25 protein-coding genes and 1 pseudogene are annotated in these 25,730 nt (G+C 57.4%); 11 read left to right on the top strand and 15 right to left on the bottom strand.

Features of this window, described 5'->3' with window-relative positions; all coding sequences use genetic code 11:
* Nucleotides 1-12: 12 nt before the first annotated feature.
* The 3 genes from ACA041_RS17245 to ACA041_RS17235 form a co-directional block, all read right to left on the bottom strand.
* Nucleotides 13-1,368 carry a DUF1329 domain-containing protein gene (locus tag ACA041_RS17245; RefSeq protein WP_497442098.1) on the bottom strand — a complete coding sequence of 452 codons (1,356 nt, stop codon included), beginning with the start codon at nt 1,366-1,368 and terminating at the stop codon, nt 13-15.
* An 88-nt stretch (nt 1,369-1,456) separates the two neighbouring features.
* Complete coding sequence (locus ACA041_RS17240; protein WP_248687327.1) at nt 1,457-2,368, bottom strand: NmrA family NAD(P)-binding protein; 912 nt, start codon at nt 2,366-2,368, stop codon at nt 1,457-1,459.
* A gap of 374 nt (nt 2,369-2,742) precedes the next feature.
* On the bottom strand, nt 2,743-3,744 hold the full coding sequence (locus ACA041_RS17235; protein ID WP_497434413.1) for a helix-turn-helix domain-containing protein: 1,002 nt from the start codon (nt 3,742-3,744) through the stop codon (nt 2,743-2,745).
* A 366-nt stretch (nt 3,745-4,110) separates the two neighbouring features.
* On the opposite strand from ACA041_RS17235, the gene ACA041_RS17230 reads away from it, so the two are divergent.
* From ACA041_RS17230 to ACA041_RS17200, 7 genes are all read left to right on the top strand, one after another.
* Nucleotides 4,111-4,755 carry a hypothetical protein gene (locus ACA041_RS17230; protein ID WP_497434411.1) on the top strand — a complete coding sequence of 215 codons (645 nt, stop codon included), beginning with the start codon at nt 4,111-4,113 and terminating at the stop codon, nt 4,753-4,755.
* Between the two features lie 73 nt (nt 4,756-4,828).
* Nucleotides 4,829-6,043, top strand: coding sequence for an amine dehydrogenase large subunit (locus ACA041_RS17225; protein ID WP_497434407.1), 1,215 nt, complete (start codon nt 4,829-4,831; stop codon nt 6,041-6,043).
* Nucleotides 6,037-6,582 carry a MauE/DoxX family redox-associated membrane protein gene (locus ACA041_RS17220; protein WP_497434402.1) on the top strand — a complete coding sequence of 182 codons (546 nt, stop codon included), beginning with the start codon at nt 6,037-6,039 and terminating at the stop codon, nt 6,580-6,582. Before ACA041_RS17225 ends, ACA041_RS17220 begins: the two co-directional genes overlap by 7 nt.
* Nucleotides 6,579-7,175, top strand: coding sequence for a methylamine dehydrogenase accessory protein MauD (mauD, locus tag ACA041_RS17215; RefSeq protein WP_497434396.1), 597 nt, complete (start codon nt 6,579-6,581; stop codon nt 7,173-7,175). The genes ACA041_RS17220 and mauD overlap by 4 nt, the downstream gene beginning before the upstream one ends.
* 26 nt (nt 7,176-7,201) lie before the next feature.
* Nucleotides 7,202-7,729 (top strand): methylamine dehydrogenase light chain, encoded by a 528-nt coding sequence (locus ACA041_RS17210; protein WP_489089796.1) that lies wholly within the window; start codon nt 7,202-7,204, stop codon nt 7,727-7,729.
* Nucleotides 7,726-8,169 (top strand): c-type cytochrome, encoded by a 444-nt coding sequence (locus ACA041_RS17205; protein ID WP_497434390.1) that lies wholly within the window; start codon nt 7,726-7,728, stop codon nt 8,167-8,169. Before ACA041_RS17210 ends, ACA041_RS17205 begins: the two co-directional genes overlap by 4 nt.
* Nucleotides 8,162-8,785: a c-type cytochrome gene (locus tag ACA041_RS17200; protein WP_497434387.1), complete on the top strand. Its 624-nt coding sequence runs from the start codon at nt 8,162-8,164 to the stop codon at nt 8,783-8,785. Before ACA041_RS17205 ends, ACA041_RS17200 begins: the two co-directional genes overlap by 8 nt.
* 112 nt (nt 8,786-8,897) lie before the next feature.
* Here the strand turns inward: ACA041_RS17200 and ACA041_RS17195 are convergent, their stop codons facing one another.
* The 3 genes from ACA041_RS17195 to ACA041_RS17185 form a co-directional block, all read right to left on the bottom strand.
* Nucleotides 8,898-9,671, bottom strand: coding sequence for an SDR family oxidoreductase (locus ACA041_RS17195; RefSeq protein WP_159996657.1), 774 nt, complete (start codon nt 9,669-9,671; stop codon nt 8,898-8,900).
* Between the two features lie 82 nt (nt 9,672-9,753).
* Nucleotides 9,754-10,677, bottom strand: a complete 924-nt coding sequence (locus ACA041_RS17190; protein WP_414860844.1) for an SDR family NAD(P)-dependent oxidoreductase — start codon at nt 10,675-10,677, stop codon at nt 9,754-9,756.
* Between the two features lie 58 nt (nt 10,678-10,735).
* The gene (locus tag ACA041_RS17185) at nt 10,736-12,541 is read right to left on the bottom strand and encodes an acyl-CoA dehydrogenase (RefSeq protein ID WP_497434383.1); all 1,806 of its coding nucleotides are present in this window, start codon (nt 12,539-12,541) and stop codon (nt 10,736-10,738) included.
* 101 nt (nt 12,542-12,642) lie between these two features.
* Between ACA041_RS17185 and ACA041_RS17180 the strand changes: the two genes are divergently transcribed.
* Nucleotides 12,643-13,485 carry a helix-turn-helix domain-containing protein gene (locus ACA041_RS17180; RefSeq protein ID WP_497434379.1) on the top strand — a complete coding sequence of 281 codons (843 nt, stop codon included), beginning with the start codon at nt 12,643-12,645 and terminating at the stop codon, nt 13,483-13,485.
* Between the two features lie 118 nt (nt 13,486-13,603).
* Here the strand turns inward: ACA041_RS17180 and ACA041_RS17175 are convergent.
* Both ACA041_RS17175 and ACA041_RS17170 read right to left on the bottom strand, forming a co-directional pair.
* Nucleotides 13,604-13,696: pseudogene (locus tag ACA041_RS17175) on the bottom strand (integrase); the annotation flags it as partial.
* Between the two features lie 445 nt (nt 13,697-14,141).
* A complete protein-coding gene (locus ACA041_RS17170) occupies nt 14,142-14,429 on the bottom strand; it encodes a hypothetical protein (protein ID WP_497434375.1) in 288 nt (95 codons plus the stop codon).
* A 180-nt stretch (nt 14,430-14,609) separates the two neighbouring features.
* On the opposite strand from ACA041_RS17170, the gene ACA041_RS17165 reads away from it, so the two are divergent.
* Together ACA041_RS17165 and ACA041_RS17160 are read left to right on the top strand one after the other, a co-directional pair.
* Nucleotides 14,610-14,786 carry a DUF2934 domain-containing protein gene (locus ACA041_RS17165; protein WP_497434370.1) on the top strand — a complete coding sequence of 59 codons (177 nt, stop codon included), beginning with the start codon at nt 14,610-14,612 and terminating at the stop codon, nt 14,784-14,786.
* A 264-nt stretch (nt 14,787-15,050) separates the two neighbouring features.
* The gene (locus tag ACA041_RS17160) at nt 15,051-15,524 is read left to right on the top strand and encodes a helix-turn-helix domain-containing protein (protein ID WP_497434368.1); all 474 of its coding nucleotides are present in this window, start codon (nt 15,051-15,053) and stop codon (nt 15,522-15,524) included.
* A gap of 218 nt (nt 15,525-15,742) precedes the next feature.
* Here the strand turns inward: ACA041_RS17160 and ACA041_RS17155 are convergent, their stop codons facing one another.
* Together ACA041_RS17155 and ACA041_RS17150 are read right to left on the bottom strand one after the other, a co-directional pair.
* Nucleotides 15,743-16,852, bottom strand: a complete 1,110-nt coding sequence (locus ACA041_RS17155) for a formylglycine-generating enzyme family protein (protein ID WP_497434365.1) — start codon at nt 16,850-16,852, stop codon at nt 15,743-15,745.
* A 108-nt stretch (nt 16,853-16,960) separates the two neighbouring features.
* Nucleotides 16,961-19,477, bottom strand: a complete 2,517-nt coding sequence (locus tag ACA041_RS17150; RefSeq protein WP_497434363.1) for an arylsulfatase — start codon at nt 19,475-19,477, stop codon at nt 16,961-16,963.
* A 787-nt stretch (nt 19,478-20,264) separates the two neighbouring features.
* On the opposite strand from ACA041_RS17150, the gene ACA041_RS17145 reads away from it, so the two are divergent.
* On the top strand, nt 20,265-21,269 hold the full coding sequence (locus tag ACA041_RS17145; RefSeq protein ID WP_497434361.1) for an HAD family hydrolase: 1,005 nt from the start codon (nt 20,265-20,267) through the stop codon (nt 21,267-21,269).
* 410 nt (nt 21,270-21,679) lie between these two features.
* On the opposite strand, the gene ACA041_RS17140 is transcribed toward ACA041_RS17145, so the two are convergent.
* The 5 genes from ACA041_RS17140 to ACA041_RS17120 all read right to left on the bottom strand — a co-directional run bounded on the left by ACA041_RS17140 (nt 21,680) and on the right by ACA041_RS17120 (nt 25,703).
* Complete coding sequence (locus ACA041_RS17140) at nt 21,680-22,435, bottom strand: bestrophin-like domain (RefSeq protein WP_497434356.1); 756 nt, start codon at nt 22,433-22,435, stop codon at nt 21,680-21,682.
* Nucleotides 22,436-22,744: 309 nt separating this feature from the next.
* A complete protein-coding gene (locus ACA041_RS17135) occupies nt 22,745-23,203 on the bottom strand; it encodes a glycine zipper 2TM domain-containing protein (RefSeq protein WP_497398752.1) in 459 nt (152 codons plus the stop codon).
* Nucleotides 23,204-23,217: 14 nt separating this feature from the next.
* Complete coding sequence (locus ACA041_RS17130; protein ID WP_497434351.1) at nt 23,218-23,646, bottom strand: YajG family lipoprotein; 429 nt, start codon at nt 23,644-23,646, stop codon at nt 23,218-23,220.
* Nucleotides 23,647-23,709: 63 nt separating this feature from the next.
* Nucleotides 23,710-24,387 carry a DUF3313 domain-containing protein gene (locus ACA041_RS17125; protein WP_497398748.1) on the bottom strand — a complete coding sequence of 226 codons (678 nt, stop codon included), beginning with the start codon at nt 24,385-24,387 and terminating at the stop codon, nt 23,710-23,712.
* A 47-nt stretch (nt 24,388-24,434) separates the two neighbouring features.
* Nucleotides 24,435-25,703 carry an OmpP1/FadL family transporter gene (locus ACA041_RS17120; RefSeq protein WP_497434345.1) on the bottom strand — a complete coding sequence of 423 codons (1,269 nt, stop codon included), beginning with the start codon at nt 25,701-25,703 and terminating at the stop codon, nt 24,435-24,437.
* Nucleotides 25,704-25,730 lie beyond the last annotated feature (27 nt).

Below are 25,730 nucleotides of genomic sequence, written 5' to 3'. Positions count from 1 at the left end.
CTCAGGTCGGACTTAACGTTCGCCGCGGCGACGCAGTTCGTCGGAGTTGAACATCTTGTCGTTGACCCGGCCTTCGAGGCCTGCGGTCAGGTCGAGCACCTTGCCTTCCTGGGTAAAGCCGTCGGCGATGTAGCGACGGGCGATCAGGTCATAGCTGACGTACTCGATGGAGGTGCATGCCTGGATCTGTGGATTGGCCCAGACGCTGCCTTCCTGGGCACGCCAGAGATTGCCCTTGGCGTCGAACATATCGACATGCAGCAATGCCCAGCTGTCCTCGTCGAAGTAGAACACCCGCTTGGCCAGGGAGTGACGCTTGTCAGCTTTCACCGTTGCCTCCACCACCCAGACCCGGTGCTGCTCGTAACGCTGCACGTCACGATTGAGGTAGTCCTGACCGATCAACTGCTCATAGCGGTTCGACTTATCGACCAATTTGTAAGAGTTGTACGCAACAATCATTTCCTTTTTGCCGACCAGCTTGTAGTCGTAGCGATCGAGCGCACCGGTGTACATATTGATCTGGTCAACGTAGTAGAGGCTGTCGGAGCCAGCAATCGGGTTGTCGTAGGCAAAGGAGGGGGCACGCCGCACGCGGCGTTGGCCAGGGAAGTAGATCCAGGCATCCTGCGGCTTATCCAATTGTGCATGCACCAGGTACATCTCGCCCGCCCGGGACGAGGGTGAAAGCAGGTCATACATCAGCTTGGCTTCGATATTGCCGGTCTCTGCCGGGGCTTTTACGGCCGGGTCGTTATAGGGGTAGAACTCGTAGGATTTTTGCTCGACTTGTGTCAGCGTCCCCCCTTTGTCCCGCATCAGAAACGCGGCATCGAATTGCCGACCCTTGGCGATGTAGCGCAATTTGTAGTTCCACATCGCCTCGACACCGCTGGCCGGTAGCGGAAACGGAATCGCTTCGCCGGCCGCGGCTTCCAACTGCCAACCGTCAGCGCCAACCTTGCTCTGTGCGGCGAATTGTTTGGTGCGCTGCGCCACGGCGTCCGGGAAGGTGCAACTGCGATGGGTCGGATAAACGTCCACGCGGTAGCCGGGATAGGCCTTGATCAGTTCAATCTGTCCGGCGGGCAACTTTGCCTGATGTTGAGCGAGATTCTGTGCATTGACGCTGAAAAGCACCTTGTCAGCCCCATAGGGGTCACCATGGCCGGGCTCCCAGCCAGCCGGGGCACGGGCCAGGCCTCCCTCCCAGGCCGGGATGCTGCCATCCACGGTGCCAGCCCGCTCCGCACCGAAGGGGGTGAGTTTTTTGCCGAGTTGCTCCAGTTCAGCTGAAGTGGCCGCCTGTGCCGTGCTCAGGCCCCAGCATGCAAGCAGGGCGCTAAACAGCAAAGTCCGTTTGAACATGCTATTCACGAGGTGTCTCCTATTATTGTTAGAGGTCGGAGCGCAGGGCTGGGCGGCGTTCGCACAGCTTTCCAGCGGCGCCAGTGAATCAGATAAACAGGGTTCGATTGGCTATCAGATAGTCGCGCAAGGCCATGGGAGGTCGACCGGTCAACTGCGCAAAGCTGTCGGTGACAGGAATGTCGAGGTAATCGCGGGTTTCATGCCGGAAGTAGGTCATGAGCAAATCGAAGGCCTCTCCGGTGGCGGTGCGCAGGGGCTGGTCATCGTCCACCATCGTGACCGGCTCACCGATCACTTCGCCCAGTAGCTCGGCGAGCTGGGTAAAGTCGATGCGCTCAGTGCCGGTAAGCAGATACTCGTGACCCACATGGAGAGCGGCATCGCTTGCTAGGATCCTGGCGGCTGCTGCGGCAACGTCGCACTCAGACAACCACAGGCGTGATGCATGGGTGGCCTGCGGCATGGCCAGGCGTCGGTGTTGTTTAATCTCGGCAGCCAGGAACCAGGGCACATTGAACATCAGCCAACTGGCAACATTGAGGTAGGTCATGGGTAAGCCACTGGCATCAAACAGTGGCTTCGCGACAACCGAGAGGTTGGCCCCACATCGGGTGGCCAGAATGTCCGGCTCCAATTGATCAGCCGTCAGCCCTGGCGGGAGGGAGATCAAGCGCAGTACCTGGGCAACACAGCCGGCTTCCTGAATGGCGTTAATCAGGTTGGGGGTGACAATATTTTCGTCGGTGTAAAAATCCGGCGAGACAATAAACACCTTGTCTACGTCGGTAAAAGCGGCGGGCAGACTACCGGGGTCGTACCAGTCGGCCTTAAGTACTTCAGCCTGTGGATGCAGGGCACGCAGTAAATCGCAGCCGGCGTCGCGGCTGCTGGTCAGACGTAAGTTTATAGATGGGTATTTTACCGCCAGCGCTTGAGCGGTCAGTCCACCAATATTTCCCGTGGCACCCAGAATGAGCACTCTGCTTGTTTTGTTCACAGTCAATAAGTCCTGATGATTGATTAAATATTCAGCCTTGCCGGTAACGATGGAATGACCACTGACGCCCGCGCAAGTTGTAGTGGTGCATCAAGTCTCAATGCGCATTGCAACGCGTTGGTTCGATTATTTGTGTGGTTGTGGCGCAGGCGTTAGCCAAAAATCGCAGTGTTTACGATGTTTGAATTATTGTCGGGCGCACTTAGCCGATGCTTCGGCGACACGTGTTGCGCGCGTGCAGAATTAGCGCCGGCCAGTGAGTGCTCCAGCGCTCATCTTCATTTGATAAATAGCTATGTATACGAAAGGGGCATTACTGGGCGAAAGGTTGGTACACTGGAATAGCGGGCTGGTTAGTCAGGAGCAACATCACGTTAACTGGCATAACGTCGGCGCGTCTCGGATGGCAGATCGCCGAACAGGCGCTTGTAATCTGCGCTGAAATGCGACGGATGCCAAAAACCCCAGCGCGCAGCAATATCCAGCACGGAACTCTGTGGGCCGCCAGACTTGATGTCCTGCCGCACATAGTTGAGTCGCAATGCGCGTAAGTAAGCCACTGCGGTCATGCCCAGGACGTCCTGGAATGCATATTCCAGCGTGCGTGAGCCAACTCCCAGGTAGTGGCAAAGCCTGGCAATGGTGAAGCTCTCACCTTGGGGATCGTGAAACAGATATTCACGCGCTCGCGCAACCAGGGCATAGCGATGTTTGGGCATGGCGAATGCGCACAGTTTGTCGCCGTTGCCGAGCAGCTTGAGCACCTGTGTGTAAATCGATTCGGTCAGCGAGTCCTGTGCATGCTGGTGCTGCAAGGCGCCATGATTGTTCAGCAAAACGGTCAGCACGGTTTGCAGGAATGTTTGCAGCTGAGCAGCCTGATCTGGCATGACTTTTAGAAAGGCCGTTTTATCAAGGCTGCGAGCGACATCGGCATCTTTGATTTGATCGGCATAGGCAGTGAAGACGTCAGTATCGAAGCTCAGGGTCAGCAAATCGCTTGAATGTGCTGTGTAATAGGTAAAGGTTTCATCCTCGGCAAAGCAGACGATTTCCCGGTGATTGACTTCGGTGCCACTGAACAGGGCAGGTTGGGACAACGACAGCGGCAGGGCAATGGAGCGCGAATTAGCTTTGGTGGTGAACTTAACGCGCATGCGCTGGGAGGTGACTTCGCGAAACAGTTGCATGCCGGCAAAGCTCACCAGGCTGCAGCGCCCGGCAAAGAAGCCGTTGCTCAACTGCTGGACCTCACTGGACCAGCCAGGCAGGGTCGCGCCATAGTCATCAACGTCATGCAGTTCTGCAACGCTGACGACGACGGGATCAGTCGCGATCAATGGAGTAGGGGAGTAAAGGCCGCCGCTGGTATTCACTGGCAATCTCCTTGGACAACATATGATTCCTGGCGGTTACTCCGCCGAGCACTAGGCGCCTTTATCCCATGCGGCGCGTATCACCACTACTCCTGTAATCGCCCATCGTGCTGAAAGTGCACTGACGATCGGTCTCGCGCAGCCTAAGCGATTGGCAGTGCCAGCGTTAGCCAATAAACGCAATTTACTCAATGCGGATATTGGGTAACACCTGGCTGGGCGTTGATCTGACACTACGGCCATCAGGTTATTCCCGTTGGCCGATGAGGCCAATGACCTGCGCTGGCGCTGCTTAAGCCAGCCCATAGGCTGCAGTGGCTGTGGGTAATCAAAGTACTCCCCGAAAAAACAAAAAGGACAGCGGCAATGTCTAGCAGAGATATGATGATTTACACGGCTGTTTCGTCCCTGGTGTGGGTCGGGTTTTATTACGGATACCGCTTTCTCAAGTTGAAAAACGATATGTTGGGCTACGAGTGGTTCTTTCTGGCCGTGTCTGCAACCAACGTGATTTTAGATAAGGCCGGTGTCTTTGAATTTTCCGCCTATGTCTGGCATTACCTGGATACGTTTTCAAAATTATTTGGTGTTACCGTTATTGGTGCCATCGGATTAATGAAAGTGACGCATAACTTTGAATTGTCCAAAGGTAAGGAGGTTCTGGTTTTTGTCGTCACGCTTGTTCTCAGTTATGGCTTTGAAACGCTGGACTTCATGCGGGCGGCATTACCGGTCGCCTCGATGTTGGCAGCTGTACTCTTTTTAATCTTCTGCGGTTGTATCGTGCAGCAGGCATTTAAATACAAACTGATCTTGCACGGCTGGTTGATGGTCGTACTTATCGTCCTGAATCTGTTTGTCGCCGCTATCCAGGACTTCATGGTTCTGCCCAATGAAGACACAGCGGTGTTTTTCAATAAGTGGGTGATTGAAACCCTTGCCTGGTCGTTGATTTTTACAGAGATTTTCTATGTGTATCGCGCCCTGGCGCGCAAGAAGGGAATGGCATAGACCTACCGTCATACACAGTGAGAAAACCCCGATCGAAGTCAACTTCAATAGCTTATGGGTAGGTAATGTCGATATGTTCAAACGTTTAGCGTGCTATTTCATGCTGGGCACTTCGCTGCAACTGCCCTTGGCACTGGCTGATATCCCGGTGGAGCAGGCCAGGGTCGAAACCCTGGCAGCCCATGACGGTCAGCATTGGTTCTGGGTATGGGGCAATCGAGCGCCGACGCAGCTCGATGGTCGAGCCTTTTTGTTCGATGACAGCGGCAAGATGCTGGGCCAGCTTGATACCGGCTTCTGGTTCAACAGCCTGCTGCCTGCACAGTCACGTAATGAGTTGTTCTCCGTCGAAACCTATTTCAGCCGCGGCACCCGTGGAACCCGCAGCGATATGGTGACGGTCTATGACCCACAGACCCTCGCGCCCAAACGGGAAATCCCGATTCCGTCCAAGCGCATCAACGCCCTGGGCAATACGGGTTTGAGTGTGTTGTCGGACGACGAGCGTTTTCTCCTGGTGCTCAATTTTACCCCGGCGCAGTCCATCAGTATCGTCGATCTGGATGCCGATCGTTTTGTCAGCGAGGTGGAGACACCCGGCTGCGCCTCGATCTATCCGGCCGGCAAGCGTGACTTCTATGCCATCTGCGGCGACGGCGGATTTCTTCACCTGCGCCTGGGAGAACAAGGTCAGGTACTGATCCAGCAGCGCAGCAAACCGTTATTCGATCCGCTCAAGGACCTGCTGTCGACTTCGGCTTCGCGGATAGGTGACACCTGGTATTTCGTTTCTCGCGAAAGTCAGGTGTATGCCATTCAGATGGGCCCGGATCAGTTGCGCGTGTCCCGGCAGTGGTCGTTGCTTAGCGGGGATGAGCGAAAGGACGACTGGCGCATGAGCGGCATTCAGCACACCGCCGTACATGCAGCGAGCGGCCGATTGTTCGTGTTGATGCACCAAGGCGGGCCAGACACCTTCCAGGAGCCGGGCACCGAAGTCTGGGTCTTCGATGCGAACCAGGGCAAAAAAATCCTAACCATCAAACTGGCTGAGCAGAGCATCTCTATCGGCGTCAGTCCCGGCGTCCAGCCACGTCTTTACAGCGTGGACTGGGTGCTGCAGATGCCCTGGCTGGCCAGTGCCTGGATTTATTTAACCGAGGGCCAGGATGGTGTGCTGCGTCGTCTGCAGCAGGACATCAATCTTTACGATGTCGAGAGCGGTGCGCACCTGCGCACCATCACCGGGCTGCCTTATGGATATCTGAACATGGTGCTGCCATGGTGATCGGCCTGCTCGGCGAACCGGTCTGGTTGACCGCCATAAGTGTCGGCATGGCCCTGCTGCTGGGGGTTGCAGGCTGGCACAAATTACGCGACACGCTTGGGTTCACGGCGGTGTTGCAGAGCTATGACGTGCTTGCGCAAGGGTTGGTTCGTTCTGTCGCCTTGCTGTTGCCTTGGCTTGAGATAGTCACCGCCGGCGGGTTGTTGGCTTTCCGGCAGCCCTTCATTGTGTGGCTCGCGGCGGCGTTGTTGCTGACCTATGCGCTTGCAATGGCGCTGAGCCTGTTGCAGGGCCGGCGCATTGCCGACTGCGGTTGCCAGGCAGGCGCCCGCCGCCAGGCAGTCAGTTGGCCATTGGTATGGCGCAACCTGATTCTCATGCTCCTCACCCTGAATCTGCTGCTGCCGCCGAGCGGCCGCATCCTGGTTTTCTACGATTGGCTGGTGATTGGCTGCGTGGTGCTTACCGGCAGCGCCTTCTACCTTCTGGCCAATACCCTGATTGCCAACCAAAACTCTGCCCGAGAACTCTCTCTATGATTGAAGCACTGGTTGTTGCCATTAGCCTTTCCTGGTTGGCCATCATCGGTTTGTTGGTGACGGTGCTGGCCCTGACCCGGCAAATTGGTCTGCTGCACGAACGCATCCGCCCGGTAGGGGCGCTGTCGCTGGGCAAGGTGATCAAGGTCGGGGATGAGGCGCCAGTCTTCAATCTGCCGAGCCTGACCGGCGGTGCATTGAGTCTGGCTGGCGTCGATGCTGGCGGACTCTCCACACTGCTGTTCTTCCTTTCGCCGACGTGCCCGGTGTGCAAGACCTTGCTGCCGGTGCTCAGGTCGGCCCAGGCAAAGGAGCGAGCCTGGCTACGCGTGATCCTGGCCAGTGATGGTGACGAAGCCGAACAGTTGTCCTTCATTCGGCGTGAAGGGCTGAATGAGTTTCCGTATTTGCTCTCTCCCGAGGTTGGCATGGCTTACCAGATCGCCAAGCTGCCCTATGGGGTGTTGATTGATGCCTCGGGCAAGGTGACCGCACACGGCCTGATCAATACCCGCGAACATCTGGACAGCCTGTTCGAGGCAAAAAGCCTCGGCTACGCCACGGTTCAACAATTTCATGCGGCACATGGCTGAGTTGCCAGGCACATGCATCGAGGGCAATGACGATGGAAAACAATTGGCTTGATCAAGTGACCGAAAAACTCACCCGACAGACCGCTCGCAGCACGTCGCGTCGAGGTTTTCTCGGCGGCCTGGGCACTCTGTTGATCGGTGCGGGCGCCTTTACGCTGCTGCCGGTTTATCGCAACAGTGCCTTTGCCTCCACGGGCATTGCTGAAGAAGGCAATCCCAATAGCTGCGACTACTGGAGACATTGTGCGATCGACGGTTTTCTTTGTGGATGTTGCGGTGGCACGGCTAGCAGTTGTCCGCCTGGCACCGTGAAGTCAGACATCACCTGGATCGGCACCTGCCGAAACCCCGCGGACGGCAAGGACTACGTCATTTCCTACAACGACTGTTGTGGCAAAAGTAATTGTGGGCGCTGCATCTGCCAGCGAGATCAGGGCGACACGCCGATCTATCGGCCGCAGAGCTCGAACGATCTCAATTGGTGTACCGGCAGCCAGGCGAATGTGCCTTATCACTGCTCGCTGTCGGTCGTGATAGGAGTGAAGGAACAATGATTCGCGCAGTTGCTCTGGGGCTTCTCCTGTCCAGCAACTGCAGTTGGGCGACCGAGCCGGCTCAGGTCGATTACATGCTCAATTGTCAGGGTTGCCATTTACCAGATGGCAGCGGCTTTCCCGCACGACAGGTGCCAGATTTGCGTAATCGGATGGGCAGCTTTCTCAGTGTGCCGGGCGGTCGCGAGTATCTGGTGCAGGTGCCGGGCACCGCCCAGACGGCGCTGCCCGATTCTGATCTGGCACGCTTGCTGAACTGGATGCTCGGCAGCTTCAGTGCGGCACAGATACCGGCGGATTTTCAACCCTATACCGCTGCTGAAGTAGGCACCTTGCGTCAGTATCCCCTGGCCAGCCCATCAGTCATTCAAGCGCATCTGCTTGAACAGATCGTTCAGCGTGAGCAACAGCAGCACAGTGGAGCATTCGCAGATGAATAAGATGACCAGCCTGGCCTTACTGTTTCTGGCTCCGCTCGCCACCCAGGCGACGGAGGCGCCCACTGCAGCACTGAGTGCAACCTGTGCGGTGTGCCACGGCGCAGAAGGCCAGGGTAATCAGGCGTTGGGCGCACCGCGCCTGGCGGGGCAGAACGCACAATATCTGGCTCGTCAGCTGCTGAATTTCAAAGCCGGCCGGCGCGGCTACGCTCAACAGGATCAGGCGGGGCAGAGCATGCGTGCGATTACCCTGAGCCTCAGTGAAGAGCAGCTTGCCAGTCTGGCCGCGCACTACGCCGGTCTGCAACTGGCCAAGGCGCCACAGTCTGACAGTGCCACTGCCAAGGTTGGCGCAGCACGCTATCAGGATACCTGTGCGGCTTGCCACGGCCAATTTGCCCAAGGTTATGCACACCTGCAGGCACCTGATTTGCGAATCCTTGACAGCTGGTATATCGATCAGCAGCTGAACAATTACGCTCAGGGTTGGCGGGGGGCAGATGAGTATTCCGATATCCAGGGCAAGTGGATGCAAGCCATTGCTACCCAGATCAATAACAAAGAACGGCAAGCCGTGGTCGACTTCATAGGAACACTGGGTGTTGATCCAAAGTAAGGCAACCCGCCAAAGCTGACGCTGTTATCCGTGAGCCCTCCGCTGTCAGCGGAGGGGCCTTTCTATTGCGGCTTGTCACAGAGTCTCATGAGTATCGCTGAAATCTATTTGATCAACCGGCGGCTGCGACCAGACCACCGTCCAGCGCCAGCGTATGTCCGGTGATCCAGGAAGAGGCCCTGGATGCCAGGAAGATGGCAGCGCCAGCCATATCGTCCTGATTGCCAAGACGCCCCCTCGGGACCATGGCCATGATGGAACCTGCATCTTGCTCAACCGCGTAAGCCGTCATTTTCGTGTGAAAAAAGCCGGGCGCGATTGCGTTGACATTGATATTTGCGGGAGCCAGATCAACCGCAAGATGCCGGGTCAGGTGAATCAGGCCGGCCTTGCTGGCGGAGTACGCATAATTATCGACTCCGGGATTTACCAGGCCGTTGACCGAGGCAATATTGATCACCCGGGACGGAGTCTCTGCTTTAGCCGCAGTTTTGAGCAACCCGAGCAGACGCTGCGTCAAAAAGAACGGTGACTTCAGATTCAGATCCACAACCTTGTCCCAACCCGCCTCTGGATACACGGAAAACTCCGCGCCCCAGGTAGCGCCGGCATTGTTAACCAGGATGTCCAGGCCGGACTCACGCTTGCCAATCTCATCGACCAAAAACTCGATGCCCTCCAGGCTGGAGAGGTCAGCACGGATCGCAACGCACTCGCCAAGGCTTGCAACAGCGTTGGTAAAATTCGCCAGCTCATCCTGATTTCGCGATGAAATGTACACCTTGACCCCGCATTGCAGGTACGCCCGCGCGATCATCGCGCCAATCCCTCGCGCCCCACCGGTGACCAGCGCCACCCGACCTTGCAAACTGAATAGATCCTGCATACTGCCTCCGAGAAAAACGCGCCCGTCCGTCAACCGGACAAGCGCAGAAATTGAATTGGATGCGCCGCTCAGGCATGCGATCTCATTGATTGCCGAAGCTGGCGGCAGCCTTGGACAGGAACTTCTCTGTCTGCTTGAAGCCCGCCTCCAGGGCGCATTGATCTGTGGTGTCACAGATAGCGTCCCAGGTCGCCAGCACACTCTCAGGGGTCTGCAAGGCAGGTGGGAGGAACACGCCATTGGTCTCGAAAATCCGCGTAGTGGCATAGCCACCTGCACCGGCACAGAGGATCGTGCGCTGCGGTGCACCCTCGTGGCACAGCAGTAGCGCGCCTGCGGTAACCGACTCAGGGGTCAAGAGTTCAAATACCGTCTTGTCCAATAGATCTTCGGTCATGCGGGTGGCGGCAGTGGGGGCCAGCGCATTGACCCGGATATCGTGTTTCTGGCCCTCCAGCGCCAGGGTATTCATGAGCCCTACAACCGCCATCTTGGCCGCACCGTAATTCGACTGACCGAAATTGCCGTAGAGACCGGAAGAGGAGGTGGTCATGACAATTCGCCCATAGTTCTGCGCCCGCATGATTTCCCAGACGGCCTTGGTGCAGTTGACCGAGCCCATCAGGTGCACGTCCATCACCAGCCTGAAGTCGGCCAGGTCCATCCTGGAGAAGCTTTTATCGCGAAGTATTCCGGCGTTGTTGAGCAGAATATCGACCCGCCCCCAACGCTCCATGACCTGCGCGACCATCGCCTCGACTTCAGAAAAGTTGGCAACGTTGGCGCCGTTGGCAATGGCTTCGCCGCCCATGGCCTGGATTTGCGCAACCACCTCGTCTGCAGCCTGCAACGAGTTACCCGCGCCGTCACGGGCGCCTCCCAGATCATTCACCACCACCTTGGCACCGCGCCTGGCCAATGCCAGCGCATGGGAGCGTCCGAGTCCGTTTCCGGCTCCGGTGACGATGGCGACACGCCCAGTGAAATCGATACTTTGCTGACTCATATGAAACCTCTGCGATTGATACGGTTATTCAACGGACAAACCAGGTACGCCGCAGCCATCAAAACCACTCTTCTCGGGCCATGTAGAAGGCATCTTCGAAGTCGCACAGAATCTGTTTCCAGACCTGTATCTCTGGCAGTTCGTAGGCGTAGAAGTATTTGAGGGCTTGCAATTTGCCCAGGTAGAAGTTCCGGTCATTCTCATGCGGGTCCCTGGCCAGGCCAGCGCTCGCGGCTATGCCTTGCTTGAGCCACATCCAGGCCACGACCACGTTGCCAAACAGCTCCAGGTACTTGACCGAATTGGCCAGCGCCAAGTCGATGTGCAGTTTCTGCATGCCGCCAAGAACAGCACCGGTGGTTTCCTCGAGCACTTGAATGGCGGCCAGAAGCGCAGCCGCAGGCTCCTGCAATGCCGGGTGCTGGGTGGCCGTCTCAATGTCGTCACGCATCCTGCTGATACAGTTCGTGTATCCGGCCATATTGTCGGCGGGCACCTTGCGTGCGAGCAGGTCAAGCGACTGCACGCCATAGGTGCCCTCATGGATCGAGTTGAGGCGGTTGTCGCGGTAGTACATCTCGACCGGATGCTCATTGGTATAGCCATGCCCACCCAACACCTGAATCGCCAGGCTATTGGCGCGCGGGCCGTATTCGGATGGCCAGGACTTGATGATCGGCGTCAGGAAATCCAGTAGTACCTTTGCGCTTCTGCGCTTGGCCTCGTCAGGAGCAGTGCGCACGTCGTCAGCCAGTTGTGCACCGAACAGACACAGGCTGTAGGCACCTTCGGCATAGGCCTTCTGTGCCAACAGCATGCGTCGCACATCCGCATGCTCAATGATCCGCACGGGCGCAGAGAGCGGATCCCTGGACGAAGGTAAACGCCCCTGTCGCCGCTCCTTCGCGTAGTCGAGGGAGTACTGATAACCGCTTAACGCGGTGAGCGCGGCGCAGGTTCCGACCATGATGCGTGCCTCATTCATCATGTGGAACATGTAGCGAATACCCTGATTCTCCTCACCTACCAGGTAGCCGATCGAGCCGCCCTGTTCACCGAAGTTGATCGCACAGGAGGTTTGCCCGCGCCCACCCATCTTGTGGAACAAGCCAGCCAGGCTCACATCATTGCGGCTGCCGACCGCACCTGTTTCATCGACCAGATACTTGGGAACAATGAACAGGGATACGCCCTTGATGCCCTTGGGCGCGCCTTTGATCCTTGCCAGGACGAGGTGAACAATATTTTCGCTAAGGTTGTGATCACCGCCAGAAATGAAGATCTTGTTGCCAGTAATCAGGTAACGACCCTCTTCAGTCCTGGTCGCGCTGGTCGCCAGGTCTGCCAACCCCGAGCCCGCCGACGGCTCGGTCATGGCCATGGTTCCGGCGAACCGGCCCTGACGCATCGGCACGACCCACTTGGCGATCTGTTCGGGCGTGCCGTGAGCCTCGATAAGATTGCAGTTGGCATTGGTCAGACTGGTGTAACCCAGTGTGGTGCTGCCAGCAGCTGACAGGAAAGAAGTGGCCACACTTGCGACAATGGCCGGCAATTGCATGCCTCCCCATTCATAATCGGCTTCCGGGCAAGCGAGCCCGGATTGGATAACAGCATCGATTGCAGGCTTGATCTCGGGAAGCATGTGCACCTGCTTGCCGTCGAACGTAGGCTGTTGCACATCCACCTTCTGCCGGATTGGCAGGAAGTAGCGTTGCGCGATCTTGCGCCCGGTTTCGATCGCCGCCAGATAAGTTTCCTTGCTGTGCTCGGCATAGCGCGGGCGGGCGGTCAGGGCTTGCGCATCGAACAACTCGAACAGATAGAAATGCAGATCTCTGACGTTTAGTATGGAGGCCGCCATGGTATTACTCCGCGAAGAATGGACGAGACCCGCCCATTTTGCCGAGGCCGGCCCCAGTCACCACGACATGGGATGTCTGATAGAAGGGATTTCTCGCAACAATGGACATGGCCGAGACACAACACTTACAGCGCTTTGCTGACTTTCTCAGGTTCTGGCGCGGAGTCTTCGGGCTGAGCCAGGAGCAACTGGCCGAAATGGTCGGCACCTCGACTCGACATGTCAGTCGCCTGGAAAACGGGATAAGCAAGCCAAGTGAGGTGCTGACCGACCAAATCGCGGACGCGCTAAAGCTTCGCCGCAGGGATCGCAGCCATCTGCGCATTGCTGCGGGCTACGCGACCAATGAAATAGCGCAGGACTTTCACAGCCCGGATCTCAAATGGTTAAGGTCTGCAATGCTCAGAACATTGCAGACACTGGATCCGTATCCATCCACCCTGACTGATGGCGCGGGCAATATCCTGATGGTCAACAAGGCCTGGGTAGGCTTCTATCAGGACAAAGTCGATACCGAGCGGCTCAGGCAAACCGTCAACTTGTATGACTTTCTGTTCAACGACGGCAGCGATGGCGCGCTGAGCGAGGAATGGCAAGACGCATTGTCGTTGGTGATCATGGCGTTCAAACAGCATGTCATGCTCAACGGCAGCGATCAGGAAGATCAGACCCTGAAGCGTATTCTTGGCTACCCCAACGTTCCAGCTGACTGGAAAATACGCGCCTCCAGGCTCGAGCCTAGAGCCAGCTTCAAAGTCAAAATTCAGCATCAGGGCAGGGTCAGGGGCTTCTACAGCGTCAGCCAGATGGTTGGCGCACTTGGCCCGGCGGCGTACATGACCGAACCCAGGCTCAGCATCAACACCCTCTATCCCGAAGATGCCGCACTGAGCCTTGAAAAGCTGCTAACTACCTCCCTGGAACATCCCCTGCTGTACTACTGAGTGGCAGCGGCTCAACCGCATGGTCAATGCCATTGGAACAATCAGCACTTTGGTAGCGACAGCCTTAGCCTTCGCAACAGGCATGCTTCTTTGGTATTCGGTACCCGGGCTGATGGCTAGCCCAGATATCTCTGACTCGGAGCGGGGCTTTCTGACCGACAAGCTTTCCCTTGTTCCAAGGCTGATGGCGGTATCTAGCAACAATGTTCATGGCTCGTCCTCCACGTTGAGGGAAGACAAGGGTGGATCAGTCACAATGGCTGGTGGTGGCTATCAGCCCCATAGCTGCCTGTCAGCAAAGGCATAAATCGACCCAAAGCTGCCGTTGGTGGAAGGCAGCTATCGGCCAAAAGCAGTCTGTCGTGAAGTGCATGAAGCTGCCATTAGCTGCCTCTCGCGAAAGGCAGCTTTTCGTCGATTACAGCGTTATTCCGCCAACGATCGACGTCACCCCGTGCGAGTCCGTCAGATGCTTCCTAGTAGCATGTCAAAGCCATGTAAGCTCTGCTTGGCCCGTTGAATGTTATTATGAGCTAGGGGAGTTATCTGGTCCTTAATTACGGACTGCTCCCGCCGAGCGCAGTGCTGCGCTATGACTCACATACCGCTCTCTTAGCTATCTCGTAAGTGCTGCTTGTTTGCCGAGTCGCGTGCGCTCATTCCAATTTCCATCCGTTCAGGTGCGCCGGCTGGGCCAGACCCAGTTCGCGATCCTTCACATTGAACTCCAGCCAGCCACCTAATGGCTCGTTCCGCCCGTCAATAATCGGGCCGTGCGGCAGCCTCCCGTCGGGTAGCAGCACTCGCAGGGCGTTGGCGTCCTTGGGTCCATGCAGGTAATGGCCGTACTCGATCCGGGCGCGGCCGGGACCGACATTTTTCAACACCACCGGCAGCTCCAAGGTGGTCAACTCGTTGGGCTCATGGCCCACGTACAGCGCCATGTTGCAGGCCCATGGGGATCTGGTGGTAGTCCGCCCGAAGATGATGAACATTGCGAAAGAGTGATCGACTGCTTTAATGGGATTTGCAGCGCCAACCGAAGCGAAGCAGCGTGGCCATGAGGCGCTGGGCACGTTTCAGTTAACGTGAATATACAGCGGCCCAATCACAGGACAGTGTCGATGATTAATGAATCAAAAATCCGGGAACGAGCTTATGCTCTGTGGGAAAAGGATGCATGCCCAGAAGATGCTGCACTCTTCTACTGGCGTCTCGCCCAAGATCAGCTCGCGGCTGAACTGCGGTCATCCAGAGCCGCCCCCCTAATGCAGACGCTGGAGAAGCGAAAAGCGGCGTAGCACAATCGATACCCATACAGCAGGTCAGATGCCACGCCCGAAAGAATTCGCGAACCTGCAAAAGCTATTCGGTACGCACGGTATCGATTTGTTCAAGCCGAGAGCCGCAATGAATTGGGTCGTGATCGACGTAGGCGGCAATAATCTCAGGGTGATGGGCGGAGTTAATTACACCCGGTAGAAATTCTACGTCAAACACATCTCCACGCATGCCGACTACGACGTTGCCGACGACTGGTATGCAAGAAACAAAGGGGTAAAACGATGAGCGCAGGCCGGAATGACTTTCAAACCGTGATCGCAACGCTTGGCGAGTTACACGCGGCGCTGGAGCGCCTGCGCGGCGAATTCGTGCACGGCATCAAGACCCCCGCTGACTATGAGCGTGCGACCGACCTGCTCGATGAGCTCACCGACGGGCGCGAACTGAGCAAGGTCGAGGAGAAAATTCTCGTTGAGCTCGAGGACGAAATACTGGCCTATCAGCGCGACTCCGTACAGTTTCGCGAATCGAATGCCGCTTTTGAGGCGACGTGCACCCCTGTGCAGCTGATCAAGGATCTGATGGAGACGCTCCGGCTCACCGGTTCGGACCTCCCTGAAATTGGTGATAAAACGGCAGTATCCAAGGTGCTCAGTGGGGATCGGCCCATCAGTCACAAGATGGCATACGCGCTGGCAGAGCGGTTTGCGATGGAACCGAGTGCTTTCGTGTCTGCAGCCCTCGGAAAACACTAAACTACGAAACGCCCGCTGAACGATTTAGCCAATCTGTTGCGTCGACCGGTTGAATCCACAACCCATTGCAGACATTCGCCAACGACTACAAATGGCCGATTGTGTTGAAAAAGTCGCCCCAGCCTGACGGTCTCTGTATTGATTGGTGAAAACTTCTTTTTTGCACGCAGCTACGTCAAATCTTGTCGGTAGAGAATGGCACTCACCTACGTATTTATTCAGCGGTTCTTTTCCCATTCATCATTGCTCATAGCTAAGCGAAACCCGAGATGGGACATGGAATTCATAGGATCCGCACCCTGCCTGGCACTGGTTCGAAAGCTCGTACAGTAGCTGTCGCTACAAAGAAAAGAACCACCTCGGATCACACGCTGCGGTGCGTTGGCGGTAACCCCGAGTTCAGGATCATAGCTATCGGATGGCCCCTTCGGGTTCACAGCCACCGCACTTGCCGGCTGATGCCCGACTCTAAACGCATCGGCACGATACCAATCGGCGACCCACTGCCAAACGTTCCCGGACATGTCGTATAGCCCGTAGGCGTTAGGTCTGTAACTGCCTACCGGTTTGGTGCCGATCTTGAATTTATTGCTGGCCCCGGTCACGGGAAACGGTTGTACCTCATCCCAAGTGTTCGCCATTTTTTCCCCATTGGGTGCGAAATCATTCCCCCATGCATAGGTCGCTTGTTCCAGTCCGCCTCTTGCGGCGTACTCCCATTCAGCTTCAGTCAGCAGGCGCTTATTTGCCCACTTTGCATACGCCTGCGCATCTTCAAGTGAAACCTGCACCACGGGATGGGTTTCCTTGCCCTCAATTGAACTGTCGGGGCCCAACGGGTGGCGCCAGTCAGCCCCGGGGACAAATGCCCACCACTGACTGAAATCATTCAGGGCGACTGGCCTGTCGGTGCCCGCGAAAACCAATGCCCCGGGCACCATGACACTGTCGTCGGGCTCAGGTGTCCCTGGCGGTAGCTGGACTTTCAGATCGTCCCATTCGGGTTTGCGTTCGGCGGTGGTGACGTAATGGGTTTCAGCAATGAAGCGGGCGAAATCGGCATTGGTGACGTCGTAGCGGTCGATCCAGTAGCCGTTGAGTCGAACCTTGTGGGCCGGCCCCTCGTTAGGTCGCGCCTGCTTATGGTCGCTGCCCATCAAAAATTCACCCGCAGGCAGCCAGACCATACCCACGGGGCCATTTTCCCCATCACCGAGGGTCAAAGGCGACGGACCGCGAATGTGCTGGTACGCCGCAAAAGCCAGGCCGGCAGACACCATCCCGACTGCGACTAAAGCGATGCCCAATCGCCGATTCCTGATAAGCATTTGCGCCCCCTTGGGTTCTGTAGGTTGTGACCATTTCTAACCCTTTGGCCACGGGTGAAATCCGCGCCCAGGCAGGTACGGTCTGGGCTCCTCACATCCGAAGCGGGCTCAATCTTGCTTTGCCTTCTCCTCCATTGCCGCCTGCAACTTCTTGATGTCCTCGGGTGACAACTGCGGGCGATCGACCTTGATCGTCAACTGGTTCAGTTTGGCCGTCAGAGGGAACGGCGGCTGGTAGTCCGCATCATTCACGCCGGTCAGTGTGTCGGAACCGATGTCGAACGCCTCGTCCCACTGCAGGATCATCGGCAGCGTGCGCTCCATACGTTGTGTGGCGACCACCTTGTCATCCACCTTGAGCGTGCCAGTGCCGGGCTGGGCGAGTCCACTGAAGTCGTTGAACTCGAGCGTGCCCACACCCACCCCGTCGTACTTGAAGTCAAACTCAATCGTGTGCCGGCCCGGCGGTAGCGCCTCAGTGCCTTCCCACTTCAGGCGTTGCAGATCAATCAGATTCCACAAGAACACTGGTTTACCCTTCAGCAGGTAGAAACCATACCCCGAGAACCGTCCTCCAGACGTTAGGATCATGCCCTCGGCACCACCCTGCGGCACTTCAATGTCGGCGCTGATCGTGTAGGAGGTGTTTAGCAACAGCGGCGAGTCACCCTGGGGCAATCCGGTCATCGGCTTCGTATAGACGAACTCCGTGCGTCCGGCGGTGATGTTTGGGCGCGGCGCAATGATGCGCGCAGCCACGGAGGCGTCCAGCGGCAAAACCTGGTACTTCTTGGCTTCGGCGATGAACATCTGCTTCATCTCTTTGACCTTCTCCTGGTTCCCGGCCGCGAGGTTATTGGTCTGGTTGAAGTCGGTGTTCAGGTTAAAGAGCTCAAGCTCCTGGTTGTTCAACGGATCCGCGTTGGCCGGGCCAAAGGCTTCCCACGGCGCACGATTGACCTTCGTGCTCAGGAACCAGCCGTCCTTGTACAGGGCCCACTGGCCAAACATTTCGAAGTATTGCGTCGTGTGCTGCGACGGCACCTTGGCATTCTTCGCATCGAAAGTGTAGGCAAAGCTCGTCCCTTCGATCGGTATCTGCTGGATGCCATCCACCGTATCGGGCGCTCGGATCGCGGCCGCCTCAAGGATCGTTGGCACCACATCGATCACATGCACGAACTGCTCGCGCAGGCCGCCCTTGTCCTTGATCCGCGCCGGCCATGACACCACCATGTTCTGATTGATGCCGCCGAGCTGCGAGGCATTTTGCTTGAACCAGGAAAACGGTGTGTCGAAGGTCCAGGACCAACCGGCCGACATGTGGTTATAGGTTTTATCGGTGCCCCACACGTCGTAGTACTTCATTTGTTCCGCAACCGGCACACTGATGCCGTTGAAAAAGGCGACTTCGTTGGGGGTGCCAAGTGGTCCACCCTCGGCACTGGTGCCGTTGTCGCCATTGATATAGATGACCAACGTATTGTCGAGCTTGCCCAGATCCTCGACCGCCTGGACGACGCGGCCGATCTCACTGTCGCTGTAGGCGACATAGGCGGCGAAGACCTCAACCTGACGGATATAGAGCTTCTGCTCCTCGGCCGTCAGTTGGTCCCACTCCTTCAGCACCTCTTTCGGCCACGGTGGCAACTGGGCATCTTTTGGCACCACCCCCAGGCGCTTCTGGTTTTCGAAGATGCGCTCGCGCACTTTGTTCCACCCCTCGTCGAAGAGCTTCATCTGGCTGATTTTGTCTACCCACTCCTTGGTTGGGTGGTGCGGCGCGTGCGTGGCGCCGGGCGCGTACTTGATGAAAAACGGTTTGTTGGGGTCGATCTGATGGATACGCGTCATCCAGTCGATCGCGTCATCGGCCATGGCCGTGACCAGGTTCCAGGTGCCGGGCGACTTGCCAAGGAACGGATAGATCTGGGTCGTATTGCGGAACAGGTTTGGCTCCCATTGATTGGCATCACCGCCGACGAAGCCGTAGAAGTACTCAAAGCCCATGCCAGTCGGCCATTGATCGAATGGCCCGGCCTGGCTGGCAGCGAAGACTGGTGTGTTGTGGTCCTTGCCGAACCAGGAGGTGGAGTAGCCGTTATCACGCAGAATGCGCCCGATCGTCGCCTTGTCTCGGTCGATGATGCTGTTGTAGCCCGGGAAGCCGGTCGACTGCTCCGAGATCACACCGAAGCCTGCCGAGTGGTGATTGCGCCCGGTGATCAGCGCGGCCCGAGTCGGCGAGCACAGCGCCGTAGAGAAGACCCGGTTGAAGCGCAGCCCCTGCTGCGCGATGCGATCCATCGTGGGTGTCGGAATGACGCCACCGAAGGTGCTGGGCACGCCAAAGCCGGCGTCGTCGGTGATGATCAACAGCACATTGGGCGCCCCTTTCGGCGGAACAACGCGCGGCGCCCACCACGGTTTGGACTGCAGGGCGTCGTCCTGAATGACGCCGCCAAACTTGGGATCGGGTGGTGGCAGTTGCGCACCGCTGATACTGATGGTGGCACTGGGCGTACCCAGCGTGCCGGTAACTTGCTCGGCAAACACGGATGCCGATACCAGGAAGGCGCCGACAATCGCAATGGGAAGGAACGCGATCAACTTGAAGGGGCGCATAGCTCTTTGCTCCATTCGGAACTGCTTAAGTTCGATGGGCACGCTCAGAACTGCGGGGCGTAGGTAGATGTAGCATTAGCAGTGAAGCGTAGCCGCGGAATCCGCGCCGGTAATTCGGGCTGGCCCTTATTCGACGGGCGGTAGCGCGCTCAACTGCTCGCCAACTCCGGAAATCCTTCCGGCAGGTTGAGCCAGGTACTGCGGGTGAAACCCGCAATGTTCACCCTGTGGGGATTATCCATCCGACAAAACTCCATTTTACTTAAACGTAGTTCCGCTTCACGCTCTGAGGAAGTCAGTCAAGTCCGCTTCTGGCCGACTCCCGCCTGTCATGACCGGCAGAGAGCGGCCAAAAGCAGTCAGTCCGACTGGACGTTCGTCACGCTCGTTTCAGCCGTCGATGTCCAAATAAGAGCCACAGCCTGCGCACGGACTGGCAGCGCCGAGCCCAGCGCCAGGCGCGCTGGCTGGGCCTCGGCCGGCAAATACCTGGCCAGCTCGACTTCCACCCTACGCCGCTCTCGGGGCCTAACCTATGGGCTCGACGCAAACAGCAGGCGCTGGGTTTGCTGCAATTACCGTTGTCTGCGGCATTGGCCAAACGCCTGCTAGGCTTCTTCAACATGCGTTATGGAACGACAGTCACTCAGGAGTCTGCGCTGCAACATTGCAAGCAGGTATTGTCGGCGCTGCGCAAGAGTGTTCGACAGGCTCAAATCCCGCGCCCGCCCGCGAATGGTTTACGCCCTCTCAACCCGGATTCCACGACAATCCGCAAGGACCGAACATGAAACGAGCACCTTCTGCCGGCCACTGGCTCTACGGCCTGATCATGGCCCTGCTTTTACCCGTACTCGCGCAAGCCGCAGAGCCTTTGGCGTCCTGGAAGGAAGGCCCGTCGAAAGCGGCCATCACCACCTTTGTCGAAGCCGTGACCAAGGATGGCAGCAAGGATTATCTGCCGCTGGCCGAACGGATCGCCGTCTTCGACAACGACGGCACGCTGTGGAGCGAGCAACCGATGTATTTTCAGGTCCTGTTCTCCTTCGAAGAAGTCAAGCGTATGGCCCCGCAGCACCCCGAGTGGAAGGAGCAACAGCCTTTCAAGGCCGTGCTCGAAAACGATCACCAGGCACTGGCCGCCAGCGGCATGGACGGCTTGCTGAAAATCATCGGCACCACCAACACCGGAATGACCACCGAAGCCTTCACCGCCAGCGTCAAGGCCTGGCTGGCCAAGGCGCGCCACCCCAAGTCCGACAAGCCATACACAGAGATGGTTTTCCAGCCGATGCTGGAACTGCTCGACTACCTGCGCGCCAATGGTTTCAAGACCTATATCGTCTCCGGCGGCGAAACAGTGTTCATGCGCGCCTTCGCCGAAGAGGTCTACGGCATCCCCCCAGAGCAGGTGATCGGCACCACATTTCTGACCCGGTTCCAGCCTGGTGACGGCAATCCCTCTATCCTGCGTACCCCCAAGCTTGCGCACAACGACGATGGCCCGGGCAAGCCGGAGAGCATCGACTCGATCATCGGCCGACGTCCGGCGCTGGCCTTTGGCAACTCCGACGGCGACCTGCAGATGCTGCAATGGACCGCCGCCGGCAAGGGCAAGCGCTTCATGGGCCTGGTGCACCATACCGACAGCAAGCGTGAGTGGGCGTACGATCGCCAATCCAATATCGGCAGGCTCGATAAGGCGCTGGATGAAGCAAATTCCAAGGGCTGGACGGTGGTCGACATGGCCGGAGAGTGGAGTCGCATCTATCCATTCGATGCTCAACCCTGATACTGCCAAGAACAGGCTCGGCGGTTAATAAGGCGCCGAAAACATTGATATTTGTCAATAAACTTCCGACTTTGGAACTCGGCAAAGTGTCGCGCCGACACGTGAAGGAAAAGTACTGGCAAGGTTTCGCACGAAAGATCAGTTGATATAAAAGTGCCCGGATAGATTGGATCAATCCGGCCACTCTGGCTTTTTAGCACCTTCCTCAAAGTTTCTTTTAGAAATAACCGCTGCAAATTCACATCAAAATTGTTGCTGGATTTTTCGCTGTTCATACCTACGCTTTCTGCGGGGGCATCCGGATTTCGGGAAGGAAGTTTAAGAGAACTTCTCGAACACTCACGCAGTGCGAAGGAGCTCAATATGAACCACAGCATTCGTACAACGATGTTTGCCGCGACGGCATTTGATCAACGGATGATCTCGGCCAGCGCTTGGCGCATCGGCTCACCGGAGACATGGACGAGGCCGGAGAAGGGCGAGTCCAGCTCCAGAATCATTGTGATGCCTCCCGAAACCGCAACCGAACAGAGGCAGAAAACGGCGATAGTCGTGGCATTGCGAGGTGCGAACAAACCGAAGCTGGCGAAAACCAGGCTAAGCCAAAAGATCAACAGGATCAGGAACGGCATCGGAATGTTGCTGGCACGCTGTTCCGCCAGCAGCCAGCGCGCCTGTAAAACATCGTCTGAGAGTGTGAGCGCCTGCGAGCGCAGCCAGCGCTGTCTCGGATCAGTCGGAACAAGCAATAGAATCGATTCTTGTGTCGCCTCCATCATCCCGACAGTCGCTTCGGTTGACTGTGACGGTTCACCCACGGCCGGGAACAACTCCTGCATTTTCGCCCTCGCGTAGTTGCGCAGGTTAACGCGGGCATCCTCCGCCTCTGGTCCGTAACGCAGCATCATTCGGTTAATGCGGACGATGTCGACGGCGATCTTGGATACTTCACTCGACCGTGTCGAGAACGAACTGTTCGCCGTCGAGATCATCAGGCCGATCACCAAGGCCGAAAGCGTGCCGACAATCGCCGCTGAAACGGAGATCGCATTGCGCGACTCATTGCTGAGGTGATGGTCGGGCAACGTCCGCGCAGCAAAGATGCCAATAAGAGCGCCGCCGAAGATAGCGACGAAGGCGATGAGTCCGATAGCGACATGGTTCATGAGAGAAAATTGCGCATCGAATCACCTTGGAATTCCTGCCGTCGTGAGGAAGGCTCGCGCCGCATGCGAGTAGCGAGTCGGCCTTGGTAAGCAGTCCGTTCGAACCGCGTTGCGAGCGGCGCCTATAAATCGTTTACTGCTCTGGTGGAGTGTAGTGCGATTTCAGCGCCAAACCTTCCATGCCCACCAGTTGTCGGCCTGTCGATCTCTTGTCTTCGGAGGTTGCTTGTCATGGTACTTATACGGTGTTTCCAAGTGTAACTGTTGAAAGCATACTGTTCGGAGTAATACCAAACACCTAAGTGAAACTTAACCGCCTTGCGGTACCACTCGAGCGTCATTACCTGAGCCTTGGATATAAACATTCATGCCTTTACCCAGGGATGGATTGATCGGCTGGGTAACCGATACCAGCACGCCACTTTTGACCCGCACGATGATCTGTTGCGCCTCTATCGGTTGGTCGTACTTTTTCTTCTCTGCGTAATTCCCGCCAACAGCACCGGCGAGCGCGCCGGCAACCATGGCGACATCGCGCCCGGTGCCGCGACCGATCAGGCTACCGATACCGAGTCCGCCGAGGCCACCGAGTACGGCGCCGACGCCACTGTCGTGATTAGTCTGCATCTGGGACAGCGATATCTGCTCGATCTTCCCTGAGCGAATCTCGGTTTCACCGGCACCGCCATCGGTTGATCCCACGGCGGAGCAGGCACTGATCAGCACAGTCGCCAACGTGAGCGTCAGCCAGGACAGGATTGCTTTCATTGCTGTTCACCTCGTTATTGGTATTTGATGGCAATGCCTTTGAGCTTGCGTCCCTGGATCGTTTCAATGTCACGGCTCCACAGCGGGCCAGTCACGTAGGCGGCGACGGGCTGAATGTGGTCGTAAACGACGACCACCGCGTCTGCGCCAAGCTTGGCCGCTTCTTCACGCAGTTTCTGTTCGACCTGAGTGATGGGCGGCGCCGGGTCGACACTGGCATCGATCAGGATTTCGCCCAGTTGCACATTGGATCGCGTAGGTTCTACGCGCAGTACCTGGACTTCGCTGGGCAGGGTCGGCGCGGGATGCTCAACCCCGACGTACGCAGTCGTCTGGGCATCGACCGTCGCGCATGCACTCAGCATCAGCACGCTGGTGATGAGCGCTACGGCGAGTAACGGCATTTGCAATCTTGAGAATAGAAGTGATGAACAGGTCCACATGTCAGTTGCCCTCTGCTTGAGGCTTGTTCAACCGCCAACGTGTGTCGGCGGTTGAAACAGGGCTCAGCTGCGGATGAACGCCCAGAGATCGGCATTCAATTTGTCGATGGCGGCCTTAAAGTCTTTCGTGGTGATTTTCTGGCTCTCGTTCGACAGCTGACTGCCAAATACCTTGCGTACGACTTTGGCCACGGTCTGATTGGTTTTCGCGTCGATGAACTCGGCTTCGATGAACAGGTTAGTGTCCTGATCCCGGTGACCGGTGGCTGCCTGCGTCGCCCCGACCACGGCCGCGACCGGCACCACTTCATACCACTTCATGCCTTCGTTGGAGGCACTCACTCCGGTGATTGCTGCGCGCAGGATCAGAGGTTTTGACCCGGCCGGTGCTGCGGACTGATTGGATACCACCCGGTATTTCTGGCCCAGCACGCCTTTGGCCTTGCTGGTCATGTAGTTCTGCAATTCGTCCAGCGTCTGCTGATTGACCCGCTCGTTGGGTTTGGGCGCCGGATAGAGTTCCAGCTTGTTGAACACCACCGTGTCGTACGCATTTGCGTTCCACGACGGACTCACCCAGCGCATGGCCTTCTCGCCGCTGGTGGTGGTCACTTCTTCCAGGTTGTTGTAGTTGGGTAGAAAGCCAGAGTATTGGTCTCGTTCCGTAACTTTCGAGGTGCAACCTCCAAGCAGAAGTCCGATCAATGCAGCGCCGATAAACAGTTTTCGGGACAGGTTCATGGTGGTGTGTGCTCCATGGATTAAGTCGTTTTTTCGGTAGTAAGGCATCAGAAACGCCAGGTCATGTTGCCGGTCACAGCTTGAATCCAGGCATTGTCGAACTGACCGGAAGTTCGCGTGCCTGAGGTGGATTTGGTCTGGTCCACCGGCATGTCGCCGAGCCAGACCATGGCCCAGCTGACGTTGATGTCGGTGACTTTGTTCAGCGCATAGGTGGCTCCCGTCGCAACGCGCCAGGATTCGCCCATGGGCACAGTAAACGTTCGGTTGCCATCCGAAACGGCGCTGCTGTCGTACGCCACACCGACGTTCCACAGCAGTTGCGGCGTGGCCTGATACTGCGCGCCGAGCGCCAGTTGCCAGGTGTCTTTGAAATGGGCGTCGATCGTAGTCGCTTGAGCGCCAAACGCTGTGGTGTCGACTTGCACCGCGATCTCGCCGAACTCTGACCAGTCCTGCCAGTTGACCGAGGCCAGCAAGGCCCATTGCGGGTCGAGTTGCTGGAACAGACTCAGCGTTGCAGTTTGCGGCACGGTCATGTCGAGTTGGGTGTTCAGGCCGTCCAGGCGTTCCAGCGCAGGCCCGTCGCCTTTGACGTCCAGCCCGTCCTCGAAGTCCAGATCAACTTTGCTGGTATAGGCCAGGCCGATACGGGTACCGGGTTGCGGGGCATAGATCAGCCCCACGTTCGCGCCAAAACCCCAATCGTTGTCTTTGTACTTGAACTGGCCGTCGCTGCGGTCGGCGAAGCCGAAAGGCTCGCGGTCTATCGCGGTTTGGGCTTGCAGCATGCCGTACATGGCTTTCACGCCGACGCCCACCGACCATTGCTCGTTGAAGCGGTAAGCCACGCTGGGCACAAACGACAAACCGGCGAGGCTGGCGTTTTGTGCGAAGTAGCGCCCGGACCAGTCGTTGTCGTAATTGGCCGCCAGGCCAAAGTCAGCGTACTGGCCGAAGCCAATGCTCCAGTGGTCGTCGAATTGATGGCTGACGAAGAAGCTGCCACCGGGAATCGGGTCGAGGGCGTTGCCACTGCCAGTGCCGGTGCCGTTGGTGTTTGAGTCACGATCGAAGCTCAGGTCGCCGTAGAGAATCTGCAAACCACCGGTGATCTGTGTGTCGGGCAGATAACTCATGCCCGCCGGGTTACTGGCGATGGTCGAGGGACCTTGAGCACGGGCGGCGGCACCGGCGTTGGCCAGGCCGGCGTTATCGGTGCCGATTTCATAGAGCATGATGCCGCCGGCGTAAGCTTGCTGACTGCACAGGGCACACAGGGTAATGGCCGGCAGGGCGGATGTTTTTATCTGCATGGGGTCACCTCAGCAAATGTCCGTCAT

Source organism: Pseudomonas sp. LBUM1676, from assembly GCF_059695605.1.
The sequence above is the reverse complement of the archived record's forward strand: the minus strand, read 5'-3'. Positions and strand labels throughout refer to the sequence as shown.

Bases quoted from the DNA above. Each gene is read 5' to 3' on its own strand.
- ACA041_RS17160 (WP_497434368.1), top strand. From the start codon at position 15,051: ATGAGCGCAGGCCGGAATGACTTTCAAACCGTGATCGCAACGCTTGGC.
- ACA041_RS17190 (WP_414860844.1), bottom strand. From the start codon at position 10,677: ATGAGTCAGCAAAGTATCGATTTCACTGGGCGTGTCGCCATCGTCACC.
- ACA041_RS17145 (WP_497434361.1), top strand. From the start codon at position 20,265: ATGAAACGAGCACCTTCTGCCGGCCACTGGCTCTACGGCCTGATCATG.
- ACA041_RS17245 (WP_497442098.1), bottom strand. From the start codon at position 1,368: ATGTTCAAACGGACTTTGCTGTTTAGCGCCCTGCTTGCATGCTGGGGC.
- ACA041_RS17120 (WP_497434345.1), bottom strand. From the start codon at position 25,703: ATGCAGATAAAAACATCCGCCCTGCCGGCCATTACCCTGTGTGCCCTG.
- ACA041_RS17165 (WP_497434370.1), top strand. From the start codon at position 14,610: ATGATTAATGAATCAAAAATCCGGGAACGAGCTTATGCTCTGTGGGAA.
- ACA041_RS17135 (WP_497398752.1), bottom strand. From the start codon at position 23,203: ATGAAAGCAATCCTGTCCTGGCTGACGCTCACGTTGGCGACTGTGCTG.
- ACA041_RS17140 (WP_497434356.1), bottom strand. From the start codon at position 22,435: ATGAACCATGTCGCTATCGGACTCATCGCCTTCGTCGCTATCTTCGGC.
- ACA041_RS17155 (WP_497434365.1), bottom strand. From the start codon at position 16,852: ATGCTTATCAGGAATCGGCGATTGGGCATCGCTTTAGTCGCAGTCGGG.
- ACA041_RS17230 (WP_497434411.1), top strand. From the start codon at position 4,111: ATGTCTAGCAGAGATATGATGATTTACACGGCTGTTTCGTCCCTGGTG.
- ACA041_RS17200 (WP_497434387.1), top strand. From the start codon at position 8,162: ATGAATAAGATGACCAGCCTGGCCTTACTGTTTCTGGCTCCGCTCGCC.
- ACA041_RS17205 (WP_497434390.1), top strand. From the start codon at position 7,726: ATGATTCGCGCAGTTGCTCTGGGGCTTCTCCTGTCCAGCAACTGCAGT.
- ACA041_RS17210 (WP_489089796.1), top strand. From the start codon at position 7,202: ATGACGATGGAAAACAATTGGCTTGATCAAGTGACCGAAAAACTCACC.
- ACA041_RS17225 (WP_497434407.1), top strand. From the start codon at position 4,829: ATGTTCAAACGTTTAGCGTGCTATTTCATGCTGGGCACTTCGCTGCAA.
- ACA041_RS17170 (WP_497434375.1), bottom strand. From the start codon at position 14,429: ATGGCGCTGTACGTGGGCCATGAGCCCAACGAGTTGACCACCTTGGAG.
- ACA041_RS17125 (WP_497398748.1), bottom strand. From the start codon at position 24,387: ATGAACCTGTCCCGAAAACTGTTTATCGGCGCTGCATTGATCGGACTT.
- mauD (WP_497434396.1), top strand. From the start codon at position 6,579: ATGATTGAAGCACTGGTTGTTGCCATTAGCCTTTCCTGGTTGGCCATC.
- ACA041_RS17220 (WP_497434402.1), top strand. From the start codon at position 6,037: ATGGTGATCGGCCTGCTCGGCGAACCGGTCTGGTTGACCGCCATAAGT.
- ACA041_RS17180 (WP_497434379.1), top strand. From the start codon at position 12,643: ATGGACATGGCCGAGACACAACACTTACAGCGCTTTGCTGACTTTCTC.
- ACA041_RS17150 (WP_497434363.1), bottom strand. From the start codon at position 19,477: ATGCGCCCCTTCAAGTTGATCGCGTTCCTTCCCATTGCGATTGTCGGC.
- ACA041_RS17185 (WP_497434383.1), bottom strand. From the start codon at position 12,541: ATGGCGGCCTCCATACTAAACGTCAGAGATCTGCATTTCTATCTGTTC.
- ACA041_RS17195 (WP_159996657.1), bottom strand. From the start codon at position 9,671: ATGCAGGATCTATTCAGTTTGCAAGGTCGGGTGGCGCTGGTCACCGGT.
- ACA041_RS17130 (WP_497434351.1), bottom strand. From the start codon at position 23,646: ATGTGGACCTGTTCATCACTTCTATTCTCAAGATTGCAAATGCCGTTA.